Consider the following 22434-nt stretch of genomic DNA (forward strand, 5'->3'; position numbering starts at 1 on the left):
ATCTGACAGAACACAGCGCCGAGACATGGAAAAGAACACCACAGCCCCGGTGGAAAACCGCAACTATCAGCTGATCTTCTGGTCCGGCGCGCTCTCCACGATCGGAGGGCAACTGGTCAATCCCCGCCTTGTCCTGCCCTTCCTCTATCTGGCGCTGGGGGCCCCCACATTCGTCGCCAGCCTGCTGCTGCCCTTCGTCACCGCAGCGCGGCTGATCGCGGAGATCTTCGTCTCACCCTTCGTCAACCGCGTCACCCGCGCCAAGCTGGCGGTCTATATCCCCAACCTGCTGACCGCGCTGATCCTGTCCGTCGTGGCGCTGTTCGCGACCGGACTTCCGCAACTGTTGGTGGTGCTGCTGTTTCTGACCACGGCGATTGTGATGGGCCTGTGTCAGGGCATCACCAGCCTCGGCACCAGCCAGATTTATGGCGTTTCGATTCCCGACCACAAACGCAACCGCATGGTATTTGCGCAGGCCACGATCTCGGGCGCGCTGGCTATCGCGGTGGTGTGGCTGACCAAGGACCTTCTGGTCTCGGACCAGCCCATGCAGCGCCATATCGTCGTGATGTGGTGCGGCGTCTTCGCCATGTTCGCCGCCGGGATCAGCTTTGCCGGGGTGCGCATCTTCGAAGACGACCGACCTGCCCCCAAACCCACCGCCAAGCCAAAACCGCTGGCGGAACTGGCCACCGGGTTCAAAACCGGCATGGCCTACCCGTGGTATCGCAAGTTCCTGCTGGCGCGGCTGATCTTCATCTCGGTCGAACTGGCGATGCCGTTCTACACCATCCACGCAGCAACCTATCACGTGGGCACCAAACACTCGCTCAGCTATTTCGTCATCGCCGCCAGCGCCGGAATGGTGATCGGATCGCTGGTCTGGGGCTGGCTCAGCAGCCGCATCTCGGTCAAACCGGTGATGTGGATGGGCTGCCTGATCTCGGCCGCCTCGGCGCTGATGGCGCTGGCCTTCACGCTGATGGGCTATGCCCAGAACGTCCAGCTTTATGCATTGGTGATCGGTCTTCTATCGCTGGGCGGTAACGGAGTGATCTATGGCCGCTACCTCTACGTCATTGAGATGACGGATGAAAAAGAGCGCCCCTACCTCGTCGCCCTCGGCGATGTCAGTGCCGGGCTGGTGGGGATCGTCTTTGCCGCCATCCTCGGCGCGGTGGCGCATCTGCACGATCCGATAACGCCGATCTTTGCGCTCGCGGCGCTCAACCTGGCAGCCATGGCCTATGCCATGGGCCTGCCCGCGACGACCGCACAGAAAAAGCCCTGACAGCGGCTGAAAAACGCATCTTTCCCTCACCCATCCCGCCGCCTATACAGTGCCCCGCAATATCAACCCAAAGGGCACGCTATGACCTACCACCCCAAATCGGATTTCATCGCCACGATGATCGAGCGCGGCTTTCTCGCCGACTGCACCGATTATCAGGGCCTTGATGAGGCGCTGATCAGCGGGGTGCAGACGGCCTATATCGGTTATGACGCCACCGCGCAGTCGCTTCATGTGGGGCACCTGATGAACATCATGGTGCTGCGCTGGCTGCAAAAAACCGGCCATAAACCGATCACCCTGATGGGTGGCGGCACGACCAAGGTGGGCGACCCCTCGTTCCGCTCGGACGAGCGCCCCCTGCTGGGCCCCGAACAGATCGGCGCCAATATCGCGGGCATGAAGCAGGTGTTCGCCAAATACCTGTCCTACGATGACAGCGACATCGGCGCGCTGATGCTGAACAATGCCGAATGGCTCGACAGCCTGAACTACCTCGATTTCCTGCGCGATATCGGGCGGCATTTCTCGGTCAACCGGATGCTGTCCTTCGAGTCAGTGAAATCCCGGCTGGACCGCGAGCAATCGCTCAGCTTCCTCGAATTCAACTACATGATCCTGCAGGCCTATGATTTCCTGGAACTGAACCGCCGCTATAGCTGCGTTCTGCAGATGGGCGGCTCGGATCAGTGGGGCAATATCGTCAACGGCATCGACCTGACCCGCCGCGTGCTGGATCAGGAAATCTATGGCCTGACCACGCCACTGCTGACCACCAGCGATGGCCGCAAGATGGGCAAATCCCAAGGCGGAGCCGTCTGGCTGAACGGCGATATGCTGAGTGCCTATGAGTTCTGGCAGTTCTGGCGCAACACCACCGATGCGGACGTAGGCCGGTTCCTGAAAATCTTCACCGAGCTTCCCGTCGACGAGTGCGACCGTCTGGCCGCGCTGCAAGGGTCCGAGATCAACGAGGCCAAAATTCGCCTCGCCAATGAAGTTACCACCCTGCTGCACGGGACCGAGGCCGCAGCCACGGCTGAGGCCACCGCCCGCGAGGTGTTCGAAAAAGGCGGCGTGGGCGAGGACCTCCCGACCTTGACGCTGAATGCCAAAGACCTGCCCGCCTCGATTGTGCAGATCATCGTCAAATCCGGCCTCGCCAAATCGGGCAAAGAGGCCAAACGCCTGATCGCCGAGAACGGAGCCAAGCTGGACGACGCCCCCCTGACCGATGCCGGCCTGATGATCGACGCGGGCGCACTGTCCTCACCGATTAAGCTGAGCGCCGGCAAGAAGCGGCACGCGCTGGTACAGCTGGGCTAAACCCAGACCGCAGAATTGGAAACGGCCACCGTGATCGGTGGCCGTTTCCAATTCTGCCAAGGCATCATGGCCGGATCAGCGCATTTACTTGCTCTTACCCTTGCCTTTGCCGCCTTTGCTTTTGCCTTTGGACTTACCACCCGATCTTGCGGCATCCGCCCGGGCGCGCGCAGCCTCGGCTTTGGCGCTGGCTTTTGACCGCGCCGCGTCAGCCCGGGAACGGGCAGCCTCGGCCCTGTCATTGCCGTTCCCCTTGGCGTTGTCACCACCGCCGCCAGCATCACCGCCGCCACCAGCACCACCGCCGCCGCCAGCACCGCCGCCGCCACCAGCTCCACCGCCGCCGCCAGCACCGCCGCCGCCGCCAGCATCACCGCCGCCACCGGCACCACCGCCGCCACCAGCACCGCCGCCACCGCCAGCACCACCGCCGCCACCAGCACCACCGCCGCCACCAGCACCAGCGCCACCGCCGCCGCCAGCGCCGCCATTCCCGTCAGAGTTCCGGTCCTCACCGCGTGCAGGCGTGGCCCGCACAATGCTCGCAGTCGGCAAATCCGTCAGCAGCCCGGCCAAACCCGGACACTGTGCCCCTGCGAAGCCCAGAACCGTTTCAAAATCCGACCGCCGTTGAAGACGCTTGAGAAAACTCGGTGTCACCTGCGCACAGTCGCAAAGCCCCGCGTAGTTCCCGGCATTTGCCAGATCCCGCGCCGTTCGTCCGTCGCAAATCTCTGGCGCGGCCATCGCGCTGCCACTCATCATAACCCCCAAAACCGGAGCCGCCACCATCGCACCCAGTGCGTGCTTCACATTCGTTAACAAAACCATATCGGTACCTCCTGAATGTCAAACACGGTGCTTGGGTAAACTGTTCATTCACGAAACAGAGACCCATGCGTGAACTCTCAGTCCGAGCCTTTTCGCAGGCTTAAAACAGTAGACATCCGCCGTTCGATCCGGTTATTGAACATCTGTTCATATACCCGGGAGGTACCGACGATGCAGCTATCCACCACCGCCGCCGTGATCACCGGCGGCGCATCGGGTCTGGGCGAGGCCACCGCCCGACATTTCGCCGAACAAGGTGCGCGGGTGACGATCTTCGACCGCGATACCGTGCGCGGCCCGCAAATCGCAGCCGAAATCGGCGGGCATTTCGTGCAAACCGATGTCACAGACGAGGCGTCTGTTGCGGCAGCCATCCAGCAGGCTGTCCAGTCGATGGGCAAAATCACCGCCGCCGTGAACTGCGCCGGTATCGCCATAGGAGCCAAGACAGTTGGCCGTGACGGCCCGCACCCCCTCGACGCTTTTCAACGTACCATCGACATTAATCTGGTTGGCAGTTTCAACGTCGCACGCCTTGCCGCCGCTGAGATGGCCAAGAACGATCCCGAACCCGATGGCGCGCGGGGTGTGATCATCAATACCGCATCCATTGCGGCCTTCGATGGGCAAAAAGGCCAGGCGGCTTATGCGGCCTCGAAAGGCGGTGTTGTTGGAATGACGCTACCGATGGCTCGCGACCTGGCATCGACGGGCATCCGCGTGATGACCATCGCCCCGGGCATCTTCATGACCCCGATGCTGGCCGGCCTGCCGGACGAGGTACGGGCGCAACTGGCCGCTGACGTCCCCAACCCACCCCGTCTGGGTGACCCGCGCGAATACGGACGGCTGGCCGGGTTCATCGTCGAGATGGGCTATCTGAACGGAGAGGTCATCCGCATCGACGGCGCCCTGCGGATGCGCTAATTCTGCAGGCATGAGCGAACGACAGAAAATGGCGGATGGGGCGTGGTACACCTGCCTTGACCCGGAACTGGAACGCATGCGCCAAACCGCGCGCCGCGCTGTTCATGCCCATAACACCTGTCCCCCGGATGAACGCGGCGGCGTTGCGCCCGAATTGGCCACACTGTTCGCCGCGCTCGGGCAAGACTGTTTCATCGAAGCCCCGTTTCACTGCGCCTATGGCATTAATCTCTCATTGGGCGACCGGGTCTACCTCAACGCAGGCTGCACCATTTTGGACAGTGCCCCGGTATGGATCGGGAGCGGTACGATGCTGGGCCCCAACGTGCAAATCTACTGCGCCGAGCACGCCAAGGACCCGACGCAGCGCGCCCAAGGCCTCGAAATCGCCCGCCCGGTGAGCATAGGCGAAAACGTCTGGATCGGAGGTGGCGCCATCGTCCTGCCGGGTGTTTCCATCGGCGACCGCGCAATCATAGGTGCAGGTAGCGTTGTGACGAAACCAGTGCCCCCCGGTGAACTGGTCGTTGGCAATCCAGCCCGTTCGATCGAACCGCGTTAAGACCGGTTTGAGGTCATTTCAGCGCAAAAGCCTTATACATCGCGTTATTCTGCTTCGGCTTTCTCTTCCAGCATCAGCCATTCCTCCTCCGCCGCCGACAGTTTTTCCTGCCGCTCAACCAAAGCTTCAGTGGCCTTCTGGAACTTAATCGGTTCGCGCGTGAAGAGCTGGGGATCGGACATTAGGTCTTCCAGCTTGGCAATCTCGGCCTCAAGCCGCGCAATCTCGGCTGGCAGTTTCTCAAGCCGGTGTTTTTCCGAGAATGACAGCCCCGTTTTGGGCTTCGTCTCTTGCTTCACCTTCGGCTTTGAAAGCTTTGTTTTATCTTCTTTTTTCTCAGAAACATCGCCACGCTGGGCGACATAATCGGACCAGCCTCCGGCATAAACGGTGGCGCGCCCGTTGCCCTCCATCGCGATGGTCGTCGTGGCCACACGGTCCAAAAAATCCCTGTCATGGCTGACAAGCAGAACGGTCCCGTCATAGTCGTCCAGCAATTCCTGCAGCAGGTCCAGCGTTTCGACATCCAGATCGTTTGTCGGTTCGTCCAGCACCAACAGGTTCGATGACTTCGCCATCAGCTTCGCCAACAGCAATCGCGCTTTTTCCCCACCAGACAAGGACTTAACAGCCGCCCTTGCTTGCGCATCGTCGAACAGAAACTCCTTGAGATACCCCACTACATGCTTGGGCTGACCGCCGACCATCACCTGATCGGCCTTGCCCGAAACCCGCATTTCGGGATCGCCTGTCAGGCTGTCCCACAACGTCATTTCCGGGTCCAACTGCGCGCGCGCCTGATCGAACACCGCAATTTCAAGGTTGGTGCCCAGCGAGACGCTGCCCTCATCCGGCTCCACCTGACCCAGCAGCATTTTCAGCAACGTGGTTTTGCCCACCCCGTTAGGCCCGACAAAGGCCACACGATCCCCGCGCTGAACCAGCAGATCGAAATTCCTGACGATCTGCTGCGCGTCAAACGCCTTGGTCACACCCTTGGCCTCAATCACCTTACGTCCAGATTTTGGTCCGGACTCCAACGTCATAGCAGCCGAACCCTGACGTTTGATCTGTGCCGCCTTCTCGGCCCTCAGCGCCTGCAGGGCGCGCACCCGGCCCTGATTGCGCTTGCGCCGCGCACTGATGCCTTCGACGGCCCACCGCGCCTCGGACTTGATCAGACGGTTCAGCTTGTGGCGTTGCTGATCTTCGTCCTCCCAGACCTTGTCGCGCCAACCCTCAAAGGCCTCGAACCCCTGCTCCTGCCGCCGCACGGTGCCGCGATCGATCCACAAGGTCGCCCGCGTCAGCGCGCGCAAAAAAGCCCGGTCGTGCGAAATCAGAACATAAGCCGCCCGCGTCGCGCCCAACTCGCGCTCCAACCACGCAATCGCTTCGATATCCAGGTGGTTGGTCGGTTCATCCAACAGCATCAGATCCGGTGCTTCGGCCATCAGTTTGGCCAACGCCGCGCGCCGTCGCTCGCCGCCCGAGGCGGTTTCGACCGCGCGTTCGGGGTCGAATTTCAACCCCTCGCCGGCGCGCTCGACCTTATACAGTTCCCCCGGATCCAATCCGCTTGAGGCATAGTCACCCAGCGTCGCGAACCCCTCCATTCCCGGGTCCTGCTCCATGTAACCGACTGATTTTCCAGGCGGGATCACGATATCCCCCTGATCGGCCTCGACCAGACCAGCCATCACTTTCATCAGGGTCGACTTGCCCGATCCGTTCCGCCCCACCAGCGCCACGCGGTCGCCGGGTTGAACCACCAGATCAAGATCGGAAAACACCGGATCGCCCCCGAAGGTCAGGGAAATGCCGGACATCTGCAACAAAGGAATTCTCGCCATGCCCGCCAGCTAAACCGGTGGACACAAGGCGTCAACGCCCCTGCTTCACCTTTTCATAAATACTCAAATCATCCGGCCACCGCCCGCAACAGACGTTTGCGTTCGGCGGGAATCGCCCCGATCTCAAGCCCGGTAAACACATGCAGCGTGTTCATATGCCGATCCACAACCGCATGATCGCTGACCCAGCCACCCATCAACAGATAGGTTCGCAGCAGCGGCGGCATCCGCAGCATCGCTTTTTTCACGTCCGGGCGACGGCGCAGCCGTGCCGCAAAACGGAACACATCCGGCGCCTTCACCCGCGGCAACCAGCGTTTGGGGGCCAGATGGCGGTGCTTGAGAACGGCAAAGGCATCCAGATACTCATCCGTCTCGGTCCCTGCGAAGGACGAACAGCCAAACAACATCTCGATCTCGTTCTGGTCCACATAGGCCGTCATCGCACCCCATGCGACGCGCAGAATATCCGGATCGCTCAACTCGGGATGGACGCAGAAGCGGCCCATCTCGACCATGCGGCCCGGAAAGCCCTGCAATGACGAAAGATCGTAGAACTGCGCTGAATAGCTACGCCCGATCTCGGCACCATCCTGCATTGTCAGCATCCGAAAGCAGCAAACCAACCGACCCGCCGCCTGAATATCTTCGACCAGCACATGCGCGCAGTGCACGTCATGGGCATCGCGATCCGGCTGGTTCGTGCCAAAGGACAGCGTCCGCAGCGCCTGTGCGGACGCCACATCCTGTTCGCTCGCGGCCAGCCGGGCGCGATAGCGGCCTTTGTTCAGTAAATCTGTCATCGCCGCCCCCGCGCTTGCTGATGGGTTCACGTTCGCGTTGCCTCTAACACAATACGTGTAACTGAGGCGTGACCAATGCAAGCGCGCCGAACGATTTAGCCGCCAAGTCCCGGCAGGTTTGCCGGGTTGAAGTTGCCAATGTTTCCAAGCAGCTGGCGCAGGAACCCTTTGTCTTCGACGTTCGAATCCGTCACGCGACGATCCAGCACGACGACATATCCGTCTTCCAGCCCGAACCGTTCGATATTGCGCACGACCCCTCGCTGATCAAAACTGATGGCCACCAATTCGCGTGAGACGACCTCGGGCCGTCTGGGGCCAGAGGTGCGGATGCGCGAGGCGACATAGTAATAGCCTGAATCCCGGACCACACCGGCAGAACTGGGTGCTCCGATGGTCTCTTCGACGGTTTCGCGGGTGTCGACACCGACCGTGATCTTGGCCAGATCCTCTGGCGGCGGCACATAGCCGTGATTCTTGAAGATCGGCGAACATGCGCCTGCGACTGCCAGACAGGCCACAAAGACAAGCGTTTTCGACGCTGGTTTCAACCTGTTCACACCCTTCAACATGCGCACCCTCTTGCGTTGGTCCGTTGCGGACCCTATCCGATTACATCAAACCGCAGCCCCGGTTCAACACAGGAAAGACTCACGAATGAGCAACCCGACATCTTTGCGCGTCGCCGACCTGCCGCAAAACGCGCCGACGCCCTTTGAACTGCGCCCGACCGGCGAGGCGCTCGAGGCGATCAAACTGGAACTTGGCCTGCTCGGCCTGCGCAAACTGAGCTTTGTGGGGGCGTTGCGGGCACAAGGCAAACGTGACTGGGTGCTGGACGCCAAACTGGGCGCGACGGTGATCCAACCCTGCGTTGTCACGCTGGAACCGGTCACCACACGCATCGACACCCCTGTGACCCGTGTGTTTCTCGCCGACTGGACCGACCCGGACGAACCCGAGTTCGAAATCCCCGAAGGCGACGAGACCGAGCCTTTGGGCGCCGAGATCGACCCCGCGCAGATCATGGCCGAGGCGCTGTCGCTGGCCCTGCCCCAATACCCCCGCAAGGACGGGGCCGAACTGGGTCAGGCGGACTATACCGAGCCGGGCAAACAGGCCCTGACGGACGAGGATGTGAAGCCCTTCGCCGGTCTGGCCGGACTGCGCGATGCGCTGAAAAAAGACGAGTGACAGGGGGCTGATTTCCTGTCATAGCAGGCGGCCAGAAAAACCGCTTGAACATGCCGAGAATCGCAGTATTTTCGCGCGCTCATTGGATTTTGGGTTGGACATTGCGGGGCAAGCCCCTTAAACGCGCGTCAAACCACGAGAAAACGAAGAACGTAACCCGGCTGGCGGCGAATCTGCTGGCCCATATCAGACAAAGGTTGAGACCATGGCCGTCCAACAGAACAAAGTTTCCAAGTCGCGCCGCAACAATCGCCGCGCACATGACGCTCTGGTTGCTGCAAACCCGAACGAATGCGCAAACTGCGGTGAGCTGAAGCGCCCGCACCACGTCTGCGCGTCCTGCGGCCACTATGATGACCGTGAAGTCGTCGCTCAGGCCGACGAAATCGACCTGGACGAAGACGCGGCCTAAGCCTGATTGGACGCAGGCCAAGGCATGACGGATCAGCCCACGCAGACCGGACGGATCACCATCTCGGTTGACGCTATGGGCGGAGATTCGGGCCCTGCCGTCGTTGTGGCGGGCATTGCCAAATCTGCGGACAAGAACCCCAATATCGGGTTCATCCTGCACGGTCAGGAACAGGAATTGCGCAAGCTGGTTGCCAAACGGCGTGTCCTTGACGGGCGCGTCGTTTTTCGTGATTGCCCCGACGTGGTCACGATGGATGACAAACCCAGCCAGGTGGTGCGCAGCGGCAAGAACACCTCGATGTGGTCGGCGCTGGAAGCGGTACGCGCGGGTGAAGCCCACGGCGCGGTGTCGTGCGGCAATACGGGCGCGTTGATGGCGATGTCGATGCTGCGGCTGCGCAAGCTGCCCGGCGTCAACCGCCCTGCAATTGCGATCCTGTGGCCCTCGCGCAATCCGCAGGGGTTCAACGTAATGCTGGACGTGGGTGCAGACGTGCGCGCCGACGCCAAGGACCTGCTGCAATACGCGCTGATGGGGGCCTCTTATGCGCGCAACGGTATGGCGCTTGGCCGTCCGCGCATCGGGTTGCTGAATGTCGGCACCGAGGAACACAAAGGCCGGGCCGAGTTGAAAGAGGCCCATGCCATGATCTCGGACTTCGCCGATCAGGCGAATTTCGAATTTGTGGGCTTTGTCGAAGGCAGCGACATTCCCGGCGATAAGGCCGATGTGATCGTCACGGACGGTTTCACCGGCAATGTCGCGATCAAAACCGGCGAAGGCACCGCCAACCTGATCGGAGACCTTCTGCGCCAGGCATTCAAGTATTCTCCGCTCTCGCGTCTGGCCTCGGTCCTTGCGATCACATCGCTGAACCGTCTGAAGAAACGGATCGATCCGCGTCAGGTCAACGGCGGCGTCTTTCTGGGTCTCAACGGCACCGTGGTCAAATCCCATGGCGGCGCCGACGCGACCGGCGTTTCGGCAGCGGTCAAACTGGCCTTTACGCTGGCCGAATCCGGTTTCTCGGAAAAATTGGCAGCACGGGTTGCATCAACAGCCGCGCTTGCACAAGATGCGGCCCATTCCGTGTCTCAATCGGAATAATAACAAAAAAGGCAGTACCCCAGTATGGCAGGCCGTTCAGTTGTTGTAGGTGTCGGGCATTATTTACCGGAACGCGTTGTGCCGAACGCGGAATTCGAAAAAACGCTGGATACCACGGACGAGTGGATTCGCAGCCGATCCGGAATCGAGCGTCGCCACTTCGCCGCTGAGGATGAAACCACATCCGATCTGGCCACCAAGGCAGCCGAAGCCGCATTGGCCGACGCCGGGCTGACCGCTGATGATATCGACGCCATCGTGCTGGCGACCTCGACCGCCGACCTGACCTTCCCCTCTGCCGCAACCATGGTGCAGGCCCGACTGGGCATGACGAAAGGCTTTGCCTTCGATGTGCAGGCCGTCTGCGCCGGGTTCGTCTTTGCGCTCAGCAACGCCAACGCGCTAATCCTGTCAGGTCAGGCCAAGCGCGTGCTGGTGATCGGGGCCGAGACATTCTCGCGAATCATGGACTGGACCGACCGGTCAACCTGTGTGCTGTTTGGCGATGGCGCGGGCGCGTTAGTGTTGGAAGAACAGGACGGCAAAGGCACGCCCGACGATCGCGGCATTCTGGCGACCGATCTGAACTCGGACGGGCGCTACAAGGATCTGCTCTATGTGGATGGCGGGGTTTCGACCCAATCCACCGGGCACCTGCGGATGCAGGGCAATCAGGTCTTCCGCCACGCGGTCGAGAAGCTGGCCCGCACCGCCGAGGTCGCGCTGGAACGCGCCGGGCTGACCTGCGATGATGTCGACTGGATCGTGCCGCATCAGGCTAATATCCGCATCATTCAGGGCACCGCCAAGAAGATGGGCCTGCCGATGGACAACGTCGTCGTCACCGTTCAGGACCACGGCAACACTTCGGCTGCGTCGATCCCACTGGCCCTGTCCGTTGGCAAAGAGCGCGGGCAGATCAAGCAAGGCGACCTGATCGTGACCGAGGCAATCGGCGGAGGTCTGGCCTGGGGCGCGGTTGCCCTACGCTGGTAACCGGCACAATCCGGCTTACAAAGCCGCCCGCAATTCATTGATATTGACAGCGAATTTTGCATCGCCATATGCTTGCCCATCAACAGGGGAAAAAGCATGGGCGACAAAACACTGACCCGAATGGATCTGAGCGAGGCTGTCTTCCGCGAGGTTGGCCTGTCACGCAATGAAAGCGCGCAATTGGTCGAAAGCGTATTGAACCATATGTCCGACGCGCTGGTGCGTGGCGAGCAGGTCAAGATTTCGTCTTTCGGGACCTTCAGCGTTCGGGACAAAACCGCCCGTATCGGTCGCAACCCCAAAACCGGCGAAGAAGTACCGATTCAGCCGCGCCGCGTGCTGACCTTCCGCCCGTCGCACCTGATGAAGGATCGCGTCGCAGCCGGGAACCGCAAGTAAGTTCAGGACGTCCGTGTTATGAGTAAGTCCCCCGACGCATTTCGCACCATCAGTGAAGTTGCGGATTGGCTCGGAGTGCAGGCTCATGTGCTGCGATTCTGGGAAAGCAAGTTCACGCAGGTGAAGCCCGTCAAACGGGCCGGAGGGCGGCGGTATTACCGCCCCAACGACATGCGCCTGCTGGGCGGCATCAAGAAATTGCTGCACGAAGACGGGATCACCATCAAAGGTGTTCAGCGCATCCTGCGCGAGCAAGGCGTGGCGCATGTGGCGTCGCTGTCCCCTGCGCTGGACGACGACACGCCCGAGACTGTCGCCGACAGCACCGTTGTCCCCTTCACCGCCAAGCCGGCAGAGCCCGCGGATCAGATCAACATGGATCTGGGCGAGCCCGTCCAGTCCCCTGTTGCAACTTCCCCGGAACCGCCGCGGCAACTGGATGAGGTTGATGCGGCCCCGTTGATGGGGGGAATCGCCTCTCTGGCCTGGAATCGGGACGAGTATGACGATGCCCTGCTGCATCAGATCGCACCCATCGCCAAGGACTTGCGCCGGTGGCTGGACCGGGTCGAACACCACGCGGCAGGATAGCAAAAAAGGCGATGATTTCCTCTTGCCCCTGCCGGGAAAGTCTTTATGAACACCTCAACGTCGGGCTATGGCGCAGCCTGGTAGCGCGTCCGTCTGGGGGACGGAAGGTCGCAGGTTCGAGTCCTGCTAGCCCGACCAAATCACACCGACGTTTATGGCACATAGGCCAGATCCCGCTCTGGCAGCAGAGGGGATCGAGATGACAGGTGTTTGCCCAAACCAGCAGCTTGAGGCGATGATTGCGCGTGGCGAGATCACCGCCAGCCCGGATGTGATCCCCGCTCAGGTGCAACCGGCCAGTCTTGATCTGCGTTTGGGAACAGTGGCTTATCGCGTGCGCGCCTCGTTTCTGGCGGGTGAAGGGCGCTCGGTTTCCGACCGTCTGGCCGAGTTTGAGATGCACCGCATCGACATCACCGACGGCGCGGTTCTGGAAAAAGGCTGCGTCTATCTGGTGCCGCTGATGGAATCACTGGCCCTGCCCGATGACGTGAGCGCGGTGGCCAATGCCAAAAGCTCGACCGGGCGGCTGGACCTGCTGACCCGCACCATCACCGATGGCGGGACCGAGTTCGACCGCGTCCCCGCAGGCTATACCGGCCCGCTTTACGCTGAGATTTGCCCGCGGTCGTTTTCGGTTCTGGTGCGTCCGGGGATGCGCCTGAACCAGATCCGTTTCCGCAAGGGTCAGGCGGTGCTGAGTGACACAGAACTGACCGCGCTGCATGGCCAGACACCTTTGGTAGACGGGCCGGCCGTCATTCAGGACGGGTTGGGCTTTTCGGTTGACCTGCAACTGCCGGACACCGATCTGGTCGGCTATCGCGCCAAGCCCCACACCGGCGTGATCGATCTGGACCGGATCGGGGAATACGATCCGCAGGAATACTGGGAAGAGGTGCACACGAAGGACGGACGCATCATTCTGGATCCCGGCGCGTTTTACATTCTCGTCAGCCGCGAAGCGGTCCACATCCCGCCTATGTATGCCGCCGAAATGGCCCCCTATCTGGCTATGGTAGGCGAGTTCCGGGTGCACTATGCTGGTTTCTTTGACCCCGGCTTCGGTCATGCCGAGGCCGGTGGAGCCGGTTCACGCGGCGTGCTGGAAGTACGCTGTCACGAAGCGCCCTTCGTGCTAGAGCACGGACAGGTCGTCGGGCGCTTGGTCTATGAAAAAATGGCCGAGATGCCAACGCAGCTATATGGCGCTGGCATTGCCTCGAACTATCAGGGTCAGGGCCTGAAACTTTCGAAGCATTTCAAGGCGATAGGCTGATCTGGCGGATTCGCCGGATATCCTATTTCCGGTCGCGATCCCGATCGTGCGCCATCTGCGATGACGCTTTTGCAGCACGGCCACCGCTGGCTTTGCGCCCCAACTGACCGGCCGCGTCAAAGCCTTTGTTCACGCCGTGATTGACGATACGGCGCATGACCTGCCGGACGATCATATCAATGATACGGTTTACGTTCATTCCTTAGACTCCATACTGCAGACCTCAAAATAGCGTCTTTAAGCGTTAACAAAAGGGCCGTTCGATCACTCTTCCTCGAACAGCTCTGTCTGATCATCATCCTCGGTGTCCTCTTGCCCTTCCCCCAGCGGCACCGCTCCGGGCGGAGGCCTATTTTCCAACAGCCCGGCCGCACGCAACTCTTTCAAACCCGGCAGGTCGCGGGCGTTTTCCAACCCGAAATGATCCAGAAACTCAGGCGTGACGACGAAAGTCACCGGACGGCCCGGCGTCATGCGACGGCGGCCCAGCCGGATCCACTCCATCTCAAGCAACTGGTCGATGGTCCCGCGTGAGACGGACACGCCGCGAATTTCCTCAATCTCGGCTCGGGTGCAGGGCTGATGATAGGCGACGATGGCGAGCGTCTCGATCGCGGCCCGGCTCAGCTTGCGGGTCTCGACGGTTTCCTTCTGCATCAGAAAGCCCAGATCAGGAGCCGTGCGGATCGCCCAGGCCTCGCCCACGCGCACCACACGCACACCGCGTCCTTCGTATCGTTTCTGAAGCGATTCAACAGCTTGCGCAGCCGTGCTACCATGCGGCATCCGCGCCTCAAGATCGGCGATCGTCACTGGCTCTGCGCTGGCGAAGAGGACCGCTTCGACCATACGCTCTTGCTCGGCCAATGGAGGCGCTTCGAACAGGGTGCCGGTTTCTTCGGGGGCGTCAGTCACGGGTTTCGGTCCTCTTGCGCAGATGGATCGGGGCAAAGGTCTCGCTCTGCTTGATCTCCATATGTCCTTCTTTCACCAGTTCCAGCGAGGCCGCAAAGGTCGCCGCCGTGGCGGACCTGCGCCGCACCGGATCGGCGTCCCAGCCGTCGGGCAGATAGGTTTCCATATCCGTCCAAGCGCCGGCAAACCCGATCAAAGGCCGCATTCGCTCCAGCGCCTGTTCCATCGTGAAAACGGCGTCGCGGTCCATCACAAAGGGGCGGAATTCGTCGCGCGTGCGGATGCGCGCATAGCCCTGCATCAGGTCCAGCAGGGTCGCGGAATAGGTCACGGTGCGGATGCGGGTGACATCTTCGCCCTGCCCGCGTTTGAAGAAATCACGACCCAGCTGATCGCGTGCCATCAGTCGTGCAGCGGCATCGCGCATGGCCTGCAGGCGTTCCAGCTGGAACGCGAGATGCGCCGCCAGTTCCTCGCCCGAGGGGCCTTCGTCATCGGGGTCGGGCGGCAGCAACAGGCGGGACTTGAGAAAGGCCAGCCACGCCGCCATGACCAGATAGTCGGCGGCCAGCTCAATCCGTAGTTGCCGCGCCTTTTCGACAAAGGTCAGGTATTGCTGCGCCAGCGCCAGCACCGAGATCTTGCGCAGGTCTACCTTCTGCGTCCGCGACAGGGTCAGCAGCACGTCCAGCGGGCCTTCGAACCCGTCCACATCGACGATCAACGCCTCGGCGGCAAGCCGATCCGCGACCGAGACCGGATCTTCGCTGAAAAGGTTATCCTGCATATACCTGCCCGCCCATTAGGGCAGATAGTTCCGCCTCGGCGGCCTGGATGTCAAGTTCCTGCGGTGGCTGACGCATCGCCAGCGCGCGATCTGCGCGGGCTTGTGCCGCATCAGACATCTGACCGGCGGCATCCAGCACCCGAGCGCGGTCCGCGAAGGTGCCATTGCAGTGCAAAACCACGTCACAGCCGGCAGCCAACGCCTGACGGGTTAGGTCGGCAGGCGTCCCGCTGAGCGCCTTCATCGAGATATCGTCGGTCATGATCAACCCATCAAAGCCAATACGCTCGCGGATCAGCGCCATCATCGCGGTCGAAATCGTTGCGGGTTGCCGGTCAATCTGATCGTAGACCAGATGCGCCGTCATCCCCATCGGCAGATCATTCAGCGCACGAAACGGGGCAAAATCCGCCTCGTCCAGCGTTTCCAACGGCAAATCCACACGCGGCAGGTCGTGATGACTGTCGAGTGTCGACAGGCCGTGGCCGGGCATGTGTTTGACAACCGGCAGCAGGCCTCCGTCAAGATGACCTTGCGCAACGGCGCGTCCAATCGCGGAAACCTGTTTCGGATCAGATCCATAGCAGCGGTTCTTCAGAAACGCATGGGTATCGTCGCGGGCCAGATCGACCATGGGAGCACAGTTGCTGTCGATCCCCAACCCCAGCAATTCATGCGCGATCAGGCGATAGCGTAGATACATCGCTCGTTCCGCCTGATCCCCGGCGCGGGCGACATGATCCAGCGGCGGCATCCACTCGCGGGCCAAAGGCGCTCGCAGACGCTGTACCCGGCCCCCTTCCTGATCGACAGTGATCAGGCACCTACGCCCCACAGCCTCGCGAAAATCCTCGCACAGGGCGCGGGTCTGATCGGCGGTTTCGATGTTGCGGGCAAACAAAATGAACCCGAACGGGTTCATCTCTTTGAACAGGGCTTTCTCATCTGGCGTCAGGCGCAGCCCTTCGGCATCTGTGATGACCGCGCCAAAGCTCACCGGACGGCGACCGGGATACAGTCAGCGCCCTGGGCCACCAGCGCAGCACAGAACTGGCGCGAGTCGCTCAGATCATCAAACCCCATAACACGCAGGCGATAAAAGGTCCGGCCTCCGCTTGAGGTTTTCTGGATAACACGCTGTTTTCCATTCATATACTCACCAAATCGGCCATTCAGGCGCGCCCATTCCGCTTGGGCCACGTCAGAGCTTTCATAGGCCCCCAGCTGCGCCAGCCGCGTCCCTTTGGGCAGCGCATTTGGATCCACATCCAGACCAACGGCAGCCTTCACGGCAGCGTTGATGGCCGCCTCAGTCGCGCTGCTTGACGAGATCGAACTGGGCGTCGCACGCGCCGGGCGCACATTTGGACGCAGCGACCGGCGCACGCCGGGCAATGCCGCTATTTTTGGGTCAGGTTGCTGAGCCGCATAGTCAGCAGGATCAATCGCAGGCTCTTCTTCCGGTGTGACCAGCGCCGCAAGCTGAATACCCTCTTCCTGCCCTTGCTCCGGGGCGTTCTCGGCGGCAAGCCCCTCGGCCAGAGCGGTTACAATGGCCTGATCGGTAGCGGGCGCTTGGGTCACCTGCACCGCATTGCTTGGCTCAAGCGCAGCCATCGGCGTATCTTCATCGGTCAGCGATACCGGGCGCGGTGCAAGAATGAGGCGATCCGCCGGGGGGGCCGCTGTGCCAACCGCCGCCACCGCGTTAACTGCAAGACCCTGATGATCCGCAGGCGTTCCACCCGGATTCTCGGGCTGAATCCGCATCGGTCCTTCGGCGGCACGCACAACCGGAACACCACTGACATCCCGCATCACCAGCTTATAGCCCCAGATGCCGACGCCCGCGACCAGCGCCAAAGAGGCAACGGCCCCAAGAACGTTGAGAGCACGGCCCAGCCCACCACCCGCGCGCGGCGGCTGTTCATAGTAATCGCTGTCATCAGGGTAGTCATACGCATCCTGCGCATGATTCGGATAATGCATCTGCTCGGGACTTGCCTGCCCCGAGTAATCGTAACGTGCCATATTCGCCTCACCGCCCGTTTCGCGCCTTAAAAATTGGCGCGCGGGTCATTTCTTGCCTACCTCGGACCGGCGGTTCGGGCGATATTTCTTACCGCATCTCCTGCGCCGGAGTAACGCCAAGAATACCCAAGCCCGCTGAAATCACAACAGAAACAGCGCGGGCCAATGCGATTTTCGATTGGCTTGTGGCAACATCGCCATCCTGGATGAAACGCAACTGGGTTTCGTCGTTGCCCTTGTTCCACAGCGCATGGAAATCCCCTGCCAATTCATAGAGATAAAAGGCAACGCGGTGCGGTTCGTTGGTGCGGGCCGCGATCTCAACCAGACGTGGCCATTCGGCCAGTTTCTTGGCCACGGTCAGCTCTGAGGCATGGTCGTTCTTGCTCAGATCAGCCTTGCCAAGCGCTGCGTCGTCGGCGGCGATCCCAGCCTCGGCCGCGCGGCGCAGCACACTCATGACGCGGGCATGGGCGTATTGGACGTAGAACACGGGGTTCTCGCGGCTTTGTTCAAGCACCTTGTCGAAATCGAAATCCAGCGGCGCGTCGTTCTTGCGCGTCAGCATGACGAAGCGGGTCACATCAGGGCCAACCTGATCAACCACATCGCGCAGGGTGACAAAGTTGCCGGCCCGTTTGGACATCTTGAACGGCTCGCCGTTCTTCCACAGCTTCACCAACTGGGTCAGCTTGATATCCAGCGACACCTTGCCATCCGACAGCGCCGAAACGGCGGCTTTCATCCGTTTGACATAGCCGCCATGGTCCGCGCCAAACACGTCGATCAGCGCATCAAAGCCACGGCTCACCTTGTCATAGTGATAGGCGATATCCGGGGCGAAATAGGTCCAGGCGCCATCCGATTTCTTGACCGGGCGATCGACGTCATCTCCATGCTCGGTCGATTTGAAAAGGGTCTGCTCGCGCGGCTCCCAATCCTCGGGCTTCTTGCCTTTGGGCGGCTCCAGCACGCCTTCATAGATCAGGCCCTTGTCGGTCAGCGACTGCAGCGCAGCCTCAATCCGGCCCGTGCCATAGAGCGATTTTTCCGAGAAGAACACATCCATCTCGACGCCCAGCGCCTTCAGGTCGGCGCGGATCAGGTCCATCATCGCGTCGGTGGCGAAGTTGCGGAGGTCTTCCAGCCATTCGCTTTCGGGTTTGTCGATCAGGCTGTCGCCGTATTTCTCTTTCAGCGCCTCGCCGATCGGGATCAGGTAGTCGCCGGGATAGAGACCTTCGGCAATCTCTGGGCTCAGCCCGTTGGCCTCGCGATACCGCTCATAAGCGGACCGCGCCAGCACATCCACCTGTGCGCCACCGTCGTTGATGTAGTATTCGCGCGTCACGTCATGGCCGGAATAGGCCAGCAAACTCGCCAGAGCGTCCCCAAACACCGCGCCCCGCGTATGGCCCACATGCAGAGGGCCGGTCGGGTTGGCCGAGACATATTCCACGTTGACCTTCTGCCCATGACCCATGGTCGAGCGGCCATAGTCGGTGCCCTTCTCCAGCACCGCTGCCAGAACACCCTGCCAGACAGACGGCGCAAGACGCAGGTTCAGGAATCCCGGCCCGGCGACCTCGGCGCTGGTGATACGCTCATCCGCCGCCAGTTTCCCGGCCAGCGCGTCCGCGATGTCGCGCGGCTTCATCTTCGCCGGCTTCGCCAGCACCATCGCCGCATTGGTCGCCATGTCGCCATGCGCGGCATCGCGCGGCGGCTCAACCGCCACGTTGTCAAAACTCAATCCTTCGGGCAGCGCGCCTTCGGATTGCATCTGCGCCAGCGCGTCCAGCACCAGACCGCGGATCTCGGAAAACAGGTTCATTTCGAATGTCCTTTTGCTTGCCGCGGGGTTTACCACGCAAAGCGCCAAGGTCAATGGACGCCTAATATTTGCGCTTGGTTTGGCGCGCAGTCCGGATAGTCTCGGGCCAAACCGCACCAACCGGAGACCGCCATGCGCCGCGCCCTGCCCCTTGCCCTGCTTCTCAGCACCGCCCTGCCCGCCTGGGCCGAAATGCCCGCCCCCGAAGGCCATGTCATCCTGACGCTGGGCGGTGCTGTCGGTGAAACCAACCTGCCCGCGCGCGGCGCGGATGATGGCGGGTTGCTGGGCTATCTCGAAGTCACGCATGACGGTGCGGCAGGCTTTGACGCTGCCATGCTCGACGGGCTCCCACAGATCGAGATCACCATTCCATACGGCCCACCCGACAAGCAACGCGACTATGCTTTCTCGGGCCCGTTGCTGTCTGCGGTGATGGCCATGGCCGGGGCCGAAGGCAAATCGGCCCTGCCCATGGCGCTGGACGGCTATCAGGCCGAGATCCCGTGGCAGAGCATCGAGACCCACCAACCCATCGTCGCCACCCACGCGGATGGTGCGCCGATGGGCATCGGTGGCTATGGCCCTACGATGATCGTTTTTCCCCCCACCGCGGACGCGGATCTCGCTCAGACACAGGCTGGCCAACAAGTCTGGGCCATCGCCTATATCGCGATCGAGTGATCCCCGGTAAGCCGGGCATGATCCTGCAGTGCAAACCTGTCGGTCATGCCCGCGATATAGTCTGACACGATCCTGGCCAGCGCTGTCTCATCTCTGGCGGCTTCGATGTCGTCATGCCAGTGACCGGGCATTTGCTTGGGATCACCCATGTAAATCGGGAACAGGTCCTCGACCACCTTGCTGACCTTGGCACGCACCTGCATCACGCTGGGTGCGCGATACATACGTGAGAACAGAAAAGCACGGATTTCCTTGAGCTGCGCCCAAAGCCCGCCCGAGAACTGTATGACCGGATAGCCCAGATGCCTTATATCCTCGACCGAACGCGCGCCTGAGGCGGCGATCAGGTCGCGGGACGTGTCAATCACGTCCGAGACCATAACACCAAAGACGCGCCGCAGTGCCTCATGCCGCCTGCGATACGGGTCGAGCCCCGGATACTTCGCGTCCACTGCGGCAAAACAGGCATCAATGATCGGCAATTGCTGAATGTCCGCGTCGCTGAACAACCCTGCGCGCAAGCCGTCGAACAGGTCATGGTTATTGTAAGCGATATCGTCCGACAGCGCGGCCACCTGTGCCTCGGCGCTGGCATGGGTATGAAGCTCCAGATCAAAGCTCTGATTGCACTCGGCCAACGCCCAGGGCAATGCCCCGACCACGGGGCCATTGTGCTTGGCGATGCCTTCCAGACATTCCCAGGTCAGGTTGCAGCCATCGAACTCGGCATAATGACGTTCCAGCTTGGTCACGATGCGTATGGCCTGCGCATTATGGTCGAAACCGCCATAAGGCTCCATCAGGGCATGCAGCGCATCTTCGCCGGTATGCCCGAAGGGTGTGTGCCCCAGATCATGCGCCAACGCCACCGCCTCGGTCAGCTCTGCGTTCAGACCCAGCGCACCCGCGATCGTCCGTGCCACCTGCGCCACTTCGATGGAATGGGTCAGTCGCGTGCGATAGCTGTCACCCTCATGCTCAACAAACACCTGCGTTTTGTGCTTGAGCCGCCGAAACGCGCTTGCATGGATGATCCTGTCGCGGTCGCGCTGAAAGCATGACCGGAAACTGCTCTCTTCCTCGGGCACCAGCCGCCCCCTTGCGCGGCCCGGATCCGAGGCAAAACCCGCTCGCTCCAATGTCTTGTCCTTGTCGCCTGTCTTAAGGTTGCATATATTGCACTGCGCTGAGGAAATAAACCTTTGGAGACCGGCATGAATCTGCCCCCAACCGTCACAGATCGCGCCTTCGACCGTTTGGCTGAAATCGGCGCTTCGGATCAAGGTCAGGCCCTGCGTGTTGCCGTGGAAGGTGGCGGATGCTCTGGTTTTCAATACGAAATCGCATTGGATACGCCAAAAGAGGACGACCTGATCCTTGAGGGCAAAGGCGAAAAGGTGATCGTCGACGCAATCTCGTTGCCGTTTCTGGAAAATGCGGTAATCGATTTCACGCAGGAACTGATCGGAGCTCGGTTTGTGATCGAAAACCCGAACGCCACCTCATCCTGCGGCTGTGGCACATCGTTTTCGATGTGAATGCACGTGGGGGCTTTGCCCCCACACCCCCAGGATATTTTCAGCCAGATGAAGAGGGATCCGCTCTCTGACCCGAAGGCCAGAGAACTTCACCTGGCGCGGTCATCGGCGTCCCCGCCTGTACCGCTCGAACACAATCGGGGAAATTTATTAAGAATCCGTTGCTTCATCTGGCCAAAAATATCCCGGGGAGCGCGAGGGGCTGGCCCCTCGCTTCCAGCCTCTCGACTTGCCGTCGGCACGGTTCTGCGCGATAGGTTGCCATAAGGCTCTCGGAGGATCGCGCATGAAAATCGCCACGTTCAACATAAACGGCATCAAAGCGCGGGCCGAGGCTCTGCCACGTTGGCTCGATGATGCGCATCCCGATGTCGTGCTGCTGCAGGAAATCAAATCGGTGGACGACAACTTCCCGCACGAGATATTCGAAGAACGCGGTTACAACGTCGAAACACACGGGCAGAAGAGCTTCAATGGTGTGGCGATCCTGTCAAAACTGCCTCTGGAAGATGTGACGCGCGGGCTGCCCGGCGATGATGAGGACGAGCAGGCGCGCTGGATCGAGGCGACTGTGGTCGGCAAGCAGGCGCTCAGGATATGTGGCCTTTATCTGCCGAACGGAAACCCGGTACCGGGACCGAAATACGACTATAAGCTTTCTTGGATGGAGCGCCTGTATGACCGCGCGCGCGAGCTCTTGGCTTCGGAAGAACCTGCGCTGATGGCGGGTGACTACAACATTATCCCGCAGGCCGAGGATGCCAAACGGCCCGAGGCGTGGCGCGAGGATGCTTTGTTTCGCCCAGAAAGTCGCGCAGCATTTCGGAAAATCCTGAATCTTGGCTTCACCGAGGCATTTCGCGCCCGCACACAAGGCCCAGGTCACTATTCTTTCTGGGACTATCAGGCCGGAGCCTGGAACCGTAATGACGGCATTCGGATCGACCACTTCCTGCTGACGCCGCAAGCCGCAGATCTGATGAGGGATTGTCGGATTGATGCAGAGGTGCGCGGGCAGGAGAAACCCTCGGATCATGTGCCGGTCTGGGTGGACCTGGATCTCTGATC

At 61.1% G+C, this 22434-nt stretch carries 25 protein-coding genes and 1 tRNA gene; 15 read left to right on the forward strand and 11 right to left on the reverse strand.

Annotated features, from left to right (window positions below; all coding sequences use genetic code 11):
- Positions 1 to 25 precede the first annotated feature (25 nt).
- Complete coding sequence (locus ACR0KM_RS16015) at positions 26 to 1294, forward strand: MFS transporter (protein WP_480857399.1); 1269 nt, start codon at positions 26 to 28, stop codon at positions 1292 to 1294.
- 81 nt (positions 1295 to 1375) lie between these two features.
- Positions 1376 to 2620: a tyrosine--tRNA ligase gene (gene tyrS, locus ACR0KM_RS16020; RefSeq protein WP_480857397.1), complete on the forward strand. Its 1245-nt coding sequence runs from the start codon at positions 1376 to 1378 to the stop codon at positions 2618 to 2620.
- An 84-nt stretch (positions 2621 to 2704) separates the two neighbouring features.
- Here tyrS and ACR0KM_RS16025 read toward each other — a convergent pair whose 3' ends face one another.
- Positions 2705 to 3451, reverse strand: a complete 747-nt coding sequence (locus ACR0KM_RS16025; RefSeq protein ID WP_480857396.1) for a hypothetical protein — start codon at positions 3449 to 3451, stop codon at positions 2705 to 2707.
- A gap of 171 nt (positions 3452 to 3622) precedes the next feature.
- Here ACR0KM_RS16025 and ACR0KM_RS16030 point away from each other — a divergent pair, with 171 nt between their 5' ends.
- Positions 3623 to 4378 (forward strand): 3-hydroxyacyl-CoA dehydrogenase, encoded by a 756-nt coding sequence (locus ACR0KM_RS16030; protein ID WP_480857394.1) that lies wholly within the window; start codon positions 3623 to 3625, stop codon positions 4376 to 4378.
- A 10-nt stretch (positions 4379 to 4388) separates the two neighbouring features.
- Entirely contained in the window at positions 4389 to 4940 is a 552-nt protein-coding gene (locus tag ACR0KM_RS16035; protein WP_480819744.1) for a sugar O-acetyltransferase, read from the forward strand.
- Positions 4941 to 4984: 44 nt separating this feature from the next.
- Here ACR0KM_RS16035 and ACR0KM_RS16040 read toward each other — a convergent pair whose 3' ends face one another.
- From ACR0KM_RS16040 to ACR0KM_RS16050, 3 genes are all read right to left on the reverse strand, one after another.
- Positions 4985 to 6793, reverse strand: a complete 1809-nt coding sequence (locus ACR0KM_RS16040) for an ABC-F family ATP-binding cassette domain-containing protein (protein WP_480857392.1) — start codon at positions 6791 to 6793, stop codon at positions 4985 to 4987.
- A gap of 68 nt (positions 6794 to 6861) precedes the next feature.
- Positions 6862 to 7596 carry a GNAT family N-acetyltransferase gene (locus tag ACR0KM_RS16045; RefSeq protein ID WP_480819742.1) on the reverse strand — a complete coding sequence of 245 codons (735 nt, stop codon included), beginning with the start codon at positions 7594 to 7596 and terminating at the stop codon, positions 6862 to 6864.
- A 95-nt stretch (positions 7597 to 7691) separates the two neighbouring features.
- Complete coding sequence (locus tag ACR0KM_RS16050) at positions 7692 to 8168, reverse strand: outer membrane protein assembly factor BamE (RefSeq protein ID WP_480819741.1); 477 nt, start codon at positions 8166 to 8168, stop codon at positions 7692 to 7694.
- 85 nt (positions 8169 to 8253) lie between these two features.
- On the opposite strand from ACR0KM_RS16050, the gene ACR0KM_RS16055 reads away from it, so the two are divergent.
- The 8 genes from ACR0KM_RS16055 (at position 8254) to ACR0KM_RS16090 (ending at position 13577) form a co-directional block, all read left to right on the forward strand.
- The gene (locus tag ACR0KM_RS16055; RefSeq protein WP_480819740.1) at positions 8254 to 8790 is read left to right on the forward strand and encodes a YceD family protein; all 537 of its coding nucleotides are present in this window, start codon (positions 8254 to 8256) and stop codon (positions 8788 to 8790) included.
- A gap of 205 nt (positions 8791 to 8995) precedes the next feature.
- Positions 8996 to 9202 (forward strand): 50S ribosomal protein L32, encoded by a 207-nt coding sequence (rpmF, locus tag ACR0KM_RS16060; RefSeq protein WP_037316137.1) that lies wholly within the window; start codon positions 8996 to 8998, stop codon positions 9200 to 9202.
- Between the two features lie 24 nt (positions 9203 to 9226).
- Positions 9227 to 10312 (forward strand): phosphate acyltransferase PlsX, encoded by a 1086-nt coding sequence (plsX, locus tag ACR0KM_RS16065; protein WP_480819739.1) that lies wholly within the window; start codon positions 9227 to 9229, stop codon positions 10310 to 10312.
- Positions 10313 to 10336: 24 nt separating this feature from the next.
- Complete coding sequence (locus ACR0KM_RS16070; RefSeq protein WP_480857390.1) at positions 10337 to 11308, forward strand: beta-ketoacyl-ACP synthase III; 972 nt, start codon at positions 10337 to 10339, stop codon at positions 11306 to 11308.
- A 96-nt stretch (positions 11309 to 11404) separates the two neighbouring features.
- Positions 11405 to 11707, forward strand: coding sequence for an integration host factor subunit alpha (gene ihfA, locus ACR0KM_RS16075; protein ID WP_008755922.1), 303 nt, complete (start codon positions 11405 to 11407; stop codon positions 11705 to 11707).
- Positions 11708 to 11725: 18 nt separating this feature from the next.
- Positions 11726 to 12298, forward strand: a complete 573-nt coding sequence (locus tag ACR0KM_RS16080; RefSeq protein WP_480857388.1) for a MerR family transcriptional regulator — start codon at positions 11726 to 11728, stop codon at positions 12296 to 12298.
- 61 nt (positions 12299 to 12359) lie between these two features.
- A tRNA-Pro gene (locus tag ACR0KM_RS16085) sits at positions 12360 to 12436 on the forward strand.
- Positions 12437 to 12497: 61 nt separating this feature from the next.
- On the forward strand, positions 12498 to 13577 hold the full coding sequence (locus ACR0KM_RS16090; protein WP_480857386.1) for a 2'-deoxycytidine 5'-triphosphate deaminase: 1080 nt from the start codon (positions 12498 to 12500) through the stop codon (positions 13575 to 13577).
- Between the two features lie 22 nt (positions 13578 to 13599).
- On the opposite strand, the gene ACR0KM_RS16095 is transcribed toward ACR0KM_RS16090, so the two are convergent.
- The 6 genes from ACR0KM_RS16095 to argS form a co-directional block, all read right to left on the reverse strand.
- On the reverse strand, positions 13600 to 13776 hold the full coding sequence (locus ACR0KM_RS16095) for a hypothetical protein (RefSeq protein WP_480857384.1): 177 nt from the start codon (positions 13774 to 13776) through the stop codon (positions 13600 to 13602).
- Between the two features lie 65 nt (positions 13777 to 13841).
- Positions 13842 to 14492 carry an SMC-Scp complex subunit ScpB gene (gene scpB, locus ACR0KM_RS16100; RefSeq protein ID WP_480857382.1) on the reverse strand — a complete coding sequence of 217 codons (651 nt, stop codon included), beginning with the start codon at positions 14490 to 14492 and terminating at the stop codon, positions 13842 to 13844.
- Positions 14485 to 15279: a segregation and condensation protein A gene (locus ACR0KM_RS16105; protein WP_480529576.1), complete on the reverse strand. Its 795-nt coding sequence runs from the start codon at positions 15277 to 15279 to the stop codon at positions 14485 to 14487. Before ACR0KM_RS16105 ends, scpB begins: the two co-directional genes overlap by 8 nt.
- Positions 15269 to 16276: a beta-N-acetylhexosaminidase gene (gene nagZ, locus ACR0KM_RS16110; RefSeq protein WP_480857381.1), complete on the reverse strand. Its 1008-nt coding sequence runs from the start codon at positions 16274 to 16276 to the stop codon at positions 15269 to 15271. The genes ACR0KM_RS16105 and nagZ overlap by 11 nt, the downstream gene beginning before the upstream one ends.
- Positions 16273 to 17310 (reverse strand): SPOR domain-containing protein, encoded by a 1038-nt coding sequence (locus tag ACR0KM_RS16115; protein WP_480857379.1) that lies wholly within the window; start codon positions 17308 to 17310, stop codon positions 16273 to 16275. The genes nagZ and ACR0KM_RS16115 overlap by 4 nt, the downstream gene beginning before the upstream one ends.
- 88 nt (positions 17311 to 17398) lie before the next feature.
- Positions 17399 to 19144 (reverse strand): arginine--tRNA ligase, encoded by a 1746-nt coding sequence (gene argS / locus ACR0KM_RS16120; RefSeq protein WP_480857377.1) that lies wholly within the window; start codon positions 19142 to 19144, stop codon positions 17399 to 17401.
- 132 nt (positions 19145 to 19276) lie between these two features.
- Here argS and ACR0KM_RS16125 point away from each other — a divergent pair, with 132 nt between their 5' ends.
- Positions 19277 to 19828 (forward strand): putative pterin-binding protein, encoded by a 552-nt coding sequence (locus ACR0KM_RS16125; protein ID WP_480857373.1) that lies wholly within the window; start codon positions 19277 to 19279, stop codon positions 19826 to 19828.
- On the opposite strand, the gene ACR0KM_RS16130 is transcribed toward ACR0KM_RS16125, so the two are convergent.
- Positions 19810 to 20967 carry a deoxyguanosinetriphosphate triphosphohydrolase gene (locus tag ACR0KM_RS16130; protein ID WP_480857370.1) on the reverse strand — a complete coding sequence of 386 codons (1158 nt, stop codon included), beginning with the start codon at positions 20965 to 20967 and terminating at the stop codon, positions 19810 to 19812. The two genes, ACR0KM_RS16125 and ACR0KM_RS16130, sit on opposite strands and share 19 nt — an antisense overlap.
- Positions 20968 to 21042: 75 nt before the next feature.
- On the opposite strand from ACR0KM_RS16130, the gene ACR0KM_RS16135 reads away from it, so the two are divergent.
- Together ACR0KM_RS16135 and xth are read left to right on the forward strand one after the other, a co-directional pair.
- Entirely contained in the window at positions 21043 to 21366 is a 324-nt protein-coding gene (locus tag ACR0KM_RS16135) for a HesB/IscA family protein (RefSeq protein WP_480857368.1), read from the forward strand.
- Positions 21367 to 21652: 286 nt separating this feature from the next.
- Positions 21653 to 22432, forward strand: coding sequence for an exodeoxyribonuclease III (gene xth, locus ACR0KM_RS16140; protein WP_480857367.1), 780 nt, complete (start codon positions 21653 to 21655; stop codon positions 22430 to 22432).
- Positions 22433 to 22434: the final 2 nt, after the last annotated feature.

The organism is Ruegeria sp. G10 (assembly GCF_056533645.1).